Raw genomic sequence first — 4,252 nt, 5'->3', positions numbered from 1 at the left:
AAGCTGGAGGTAGACCGGACGTGATCGGGCCGAAAGCGGACGTCGCCACCCGGATGTCTGAAGCTGGGGCATAAGCAGACGTCAAATTCGAGACCGCTCATGACCGCTTTTAGCCAGGAGGAGACATACGCTGTTCTTTGATGATACCACTATTGCGCGATGTCGTCAGCCACGGCTCAGCCAGTTCAAGGGTATTTCGGACATGGATATCGCGTGCCCGGCGTGGTTTTAGCCAAGAAATAAAGACACGATGTATTGGTAGATGCGGATAGCCGGTGAAATGTCGATGCACGACTTTCTAAAAATCCTGGGCATATCTTTCGGAGCGGCCGGCGGGCTGGCCATTTTGGTTTTCATTATCGCCTTTTTTGGGCCGCTGTTGATAGGTGGCCCCGGCGCACATCAAGGCCCACTGGGAGCATTCATTTATGCGCCCGTGGTGTTTTTTTTGTGTTCTTCGTTAAAGAGCCCCGATTGGCCGGGCTGGATCGGGAATTGTATGTCGACCAAGGGGTTGGGGGCTGTGAAATATTCGTAGTTCAACTTTTGTAAACCAAATTTGTCCAACATCCGAGAATGGATGGAACACAACATTCGTCGCTTTCGAGCGAGAATCGGAAGGAGCTTTATGAAAAGCTTCGCGAAGTCTGGCAGCTAGGCGCCAACCTGATCGTCGGTTGGCGCCCCGAGGCTAGTGGTATCGAACTTTTGTATTCGCCAAGCCTGGACCTGCCTCTTATCGCCAAACGTCATAGTGGGCTGCTCAGGCGCGACCGTCTTATTGGTGATCGCGATAGGTATCACGAGCTTCTGGATGCCGGATGCCTGTCGGAAGTGATCCCTTTATCCTTCGGAGTTTCCGCAGACGCCGTCATCGTTGAACAGATGGCAGCGATCTTGAGGTTTTACACGGTCACGCATTCGAATTGTCGTGCCGTCGGGTTGTTCGATATTGTTTCCTTCAGCCATCAATCGCCTTTTGCGCAAATTTCCCAAATTAATATTTTATCATATCATGCCAACTTAGCGGCTGCCTGCGTAGAGGCTGCGGGTCTCCCAATAGACCTGAACATGTCGACAACAGGCGACGGATTTTACATCTGGAATCGTAAAACGGGTCTGGCGGAAGATCTTGCGCTTTTTTACGTCGAGTGGCTCGTTCTTGCCTTTAATAAGGCCGCAATGATCGAGAAACCGCAAAACAATATACCAATGCTACGTTGTTGTTTCGGATTTGGCGACCATTACGAATATTATCAAGCGTCCGGCACCAAACCGGATTCCCGAGGGTTCATCGTCGGCGATGTCACCGTCACCCTGGCCCGTCTCATTGCCGCCGCGTTACCGGATCAGTTCCTGCTCGGGAGCAAGCCTCGTGTGTGGTCTGACGTCGACGGCGAGGAAGTCGAGCCCCACGACGCTTCGAGGATCGACATGGTCTCGTTCTGCAATTTCGCACAAAAAAATGCAAAAGTATTGGGAGGGGTGACGGTTGGTCATGGTCAAATCAAGGAAATTGAGTTGATTCTAACCGGCGACAAATTCTCGGAGCGTGAGTCTACCATCAACAATTACGAGATCGTCGATAAGCACGGTTTTGGAAATCGCTGTGTGAATGGCAGATTAAATATCACTGATGCAAACGATTGTCGGATCAGCTGCGGACTGGAAACTGACGATCTCACGTCCTTTCAAGGTCGTCACGTCGAAGAGGACGACGTGACGATAAAAGTGATCTGAATTATTCCGCCAGCCAATCGAATAGGTCTGGGTGAAAAACCCATGGCCTTTTGGTCCGGTCCGACCTGAACCCGGATCAGCTCCCAGTCCGGCTTTTTAATTGGCCGTCGAATGTGACATTGGCCAAATTGCACGGAGAAAAATCGATACCTTCAAGGTCAGCGCCAGTCAGATCCGCGTTTTCGAGATTTGGCACTTGCAAGGCACCGGTTGACGACCCGTCCTGCCTCCAGATGGCAACAGCGTCGAACCTGGCGCTCTTGAGTTTTGCCCTTACCAGTTTGGCACCCTTAAGATTTGTTCCCAGAAACAGGGCGCCTTCAAGGTTGGCGCCACTCATGTCGGTGTTCGATAGATCCGCGAGGGCGAGCGTGCAACGTTGCAGGTTTGCCCCCACAAGGCACGATCCGCGCAACACTATCGCGCTTAGGTTTCGGTTCGAGAAATCCACAGATCGGAGGTCTTCCTCCATCAATATACCCTGCCGACCCTGATGACCGTTGCTTTCGATCCATCGCTCATGCTCGCGGAGCGCATATTTGATATGGACCGGCAGGTTCTCAAACGAGACCTTGAAATTTGCTTCATCAAGCTTGCAGCTAGACAAATCCAGTCCGGAAAGAACGGCCCCGGTCATCGCCGCCATACTGAAATTGGTATCGCGGGTGGCAGCGTTTTTCAGCGATGCTTCCTCCAGCACGGCGTTGACGAAATTTGATTTTTCCAGGTTAGCGTCTGAAAGGTTGGCGCGCCGCAGGTTCGCATTTGACAGGTTTGTACCGGAAAGGTTCGCCCCCATGAGCTTCGCGCCGGCAAGATTGGCGCCGACCAGGCTCGAACCTGTAAGATCTGCACCCTGCATTTGCACGCGCTCGAGAGAGGCATAATCAAGCGTGCAGCCTGTCAGATTGGTTTTCGCTTTTGCCGTCGAGGCGTTCGACTGCACGATTCCACCCCGAAAATCCGCTTCAGTCAGGATGGCGTTATTGAGTTTCGCCCCTTGCAGACTGGCACCCCGCAAGTCCGCCCTGGTTAAATTCGCGTTTCGAAGATCGGCATCCCGCAAGTCCGCGCCGAAAAGATCCGCGCCGATCAGGCCGATGCCCTGAAGCCTTGAGGCGCGCAGTTTTGCACCGCTGAACGTGGCACCACGTAGTTGCAATTTGGACAGATCGTAGTCCGAAAGATCCCACCGCGAAAAATTCGCCAGTTCACCATCGTTCTTATTTTTCAACCACGCCTGATGAAGCGCTACCACCTCTTCGAGTATCGCGTTTTGGGCAATGGTTTTCATGGTGGATCAAATTCTGAACGCGGTAGAGCTGAATTTTGATTCTGAACGACGGTATGTGTAAATTATTTTTAATTAAGGATTAATGAATTAACGCTTGCAGCGATAGCTGCTGGCGCGGGCAAGGGATAAGTACATTCGCTTTACCCCCAATAGCGGAAGTCAACCGTTCGATGCCGACCATATCTCCGATCCGGGGATTTTAGCCTAATCATAGCTGTAGGCCGGGTTCCAATCGGCGGGCCGGCCGTCCAGGGTCACGTCGAAAATGCTCCACAAGGGCGCGATCCGGTCGGGATGGCGGGGGTCACGGTTGCGGTCTTTGAGGGCACTGAACAATTCGAATGCCCAAGTATGGAAGATGCCATCATCGGTTTTTCGGAAGGCATTCAGCATCATCCCCTGTCGTCCGTCCTCGTCCTCGGCCTTGTAGTCGAAGTTGAAAGTGGTTTTGCCCGAGGATAGGAGTGTCAGGTTCGACCAATTCCGTGCATCGGCGTGGGATTTCAGTTCTTCGGCCGCCGCTTTCACGGTCACGGCGAAATTAAAATATTGTTCCATATGGAGAACGCCGCCGTTCACGCTGTCCATGAACGACGTGCAGATGGGACATGCTTCGCCGCCGGGTTCGTACATGAAACCGTAGATGAGAAGGTCCGAGCTTTTGTCCGAGAACAGTTCCGAGAGCCTGGTGTCTCCACCCGAAAGATTCTGAAAAACATAATCTTCCTTGATAGCGCCGCCCAAGGGGAGAGCGCGCCGCAAGGCCGAGACTTTCTCTGCCTGACGCCGAAGTTCAAGTTCCTCGGTAAGCAGAGCATCCCGCGCCGCTCGATAATGCGAATCTTCATTGGGGAACGTTAGATCATGATATTCGCCCATATCCGTCTCCTTCAATAACAGATAACGACGGACTGCCCGGCCTTACCCGTATTCGCCCACTCGCGGAGAATACCCGACCAAGTCGGTGGCCAAAAACCTACTCTGGACCCTAATGTTGGGCAGCTCCCTCCCTACGCGTTGAGAGCGAAAGTCTATGCGGCAGCCAGGCGTGAGTCTAACCGGCCGGAATGTCCGGTATGGGTCTACCATCGGATTTTGTAAGGAAAGGGCTGCGGTGATTTTCCTTGCATTGCAGGTGGCGGGTGCAGTGGTTGGCGGCTAACCTGACGCTGACGGGGGTGTGGCTGTTTGGGTCAGTGGTCCGGCTTGCCGGGCTCA

At 53.2% G+C, this 4,252-nt stretch carries 4 protein-coding genes; 2 read left to right on the top strand and 2 right to left on the bottom strand.

Going from position 1 to position 4,252, the window contains the following annotated elements:
- Positions 1-286: 286 nt before the first annotated feature.
- Positions 287-538, top strand: a complete 252-nt coding sequence (locus O6944_00225; protein ID MCZ6717578.1) for a hypothetical protein — start codon at positions 287-289, stop codon at positions 536-538.
- A 38-nt stretch (positions 539-576) separates the two neighbouring features.
- Complete coding sequence (locus tag O6944_00220; GenBank protein MCZ6717577.1) at positions 577-1,740, top strand: hypothetical protein; 1,164 nt, start codon at positions 577-579, stop codon at positions 1,738-1,740.
- A 76-nt stretch (positions 1,741-1,816) separates the two neighbouring features.
- On the opposite strand, the gene O6944_00215 is transcribed toward O6944_00220, so the two are convergent.
- Complete coding sequence (locus tag O6944_00215; GenBank protein ID MCZ6717576.1) at positions 1,817-3,034, bottom strand: pentapeptide repeat-containing protein; 1,218 nt, start codon at positions 3,032-3,034, stop codon at positions 1,817-1,819.
- A 204-nt stretch (positions 3,035-3,238) separates the two neighbouring features.
- Entirely contained in the window at positions 3,239-3,928 is a 690-nt protein-coding gene (locus O6944_00210) for a DUF899 family protein (GenBank protein ID MCZ6717575.1), read from the bottom strand.
- Positions 3,929-4,252: the final 324 nt, after the last annotated feature.

The sequence above is a fragment of the Gammaproteobacteria bacterium genome (assembly GCA_027296625.1).
Taxonomy (GTDB): domain Bacteria; phylum Pseudomonadota; class Gammaproteobacteria; order JAKEHO01; family JAKEHO01; genus JAKEHO01.
The sequence above is the reverse complement of the archived record's forward strand: the minus strand, read 5'-3'. Positions and strand labels throughout refer to the sequence as shown.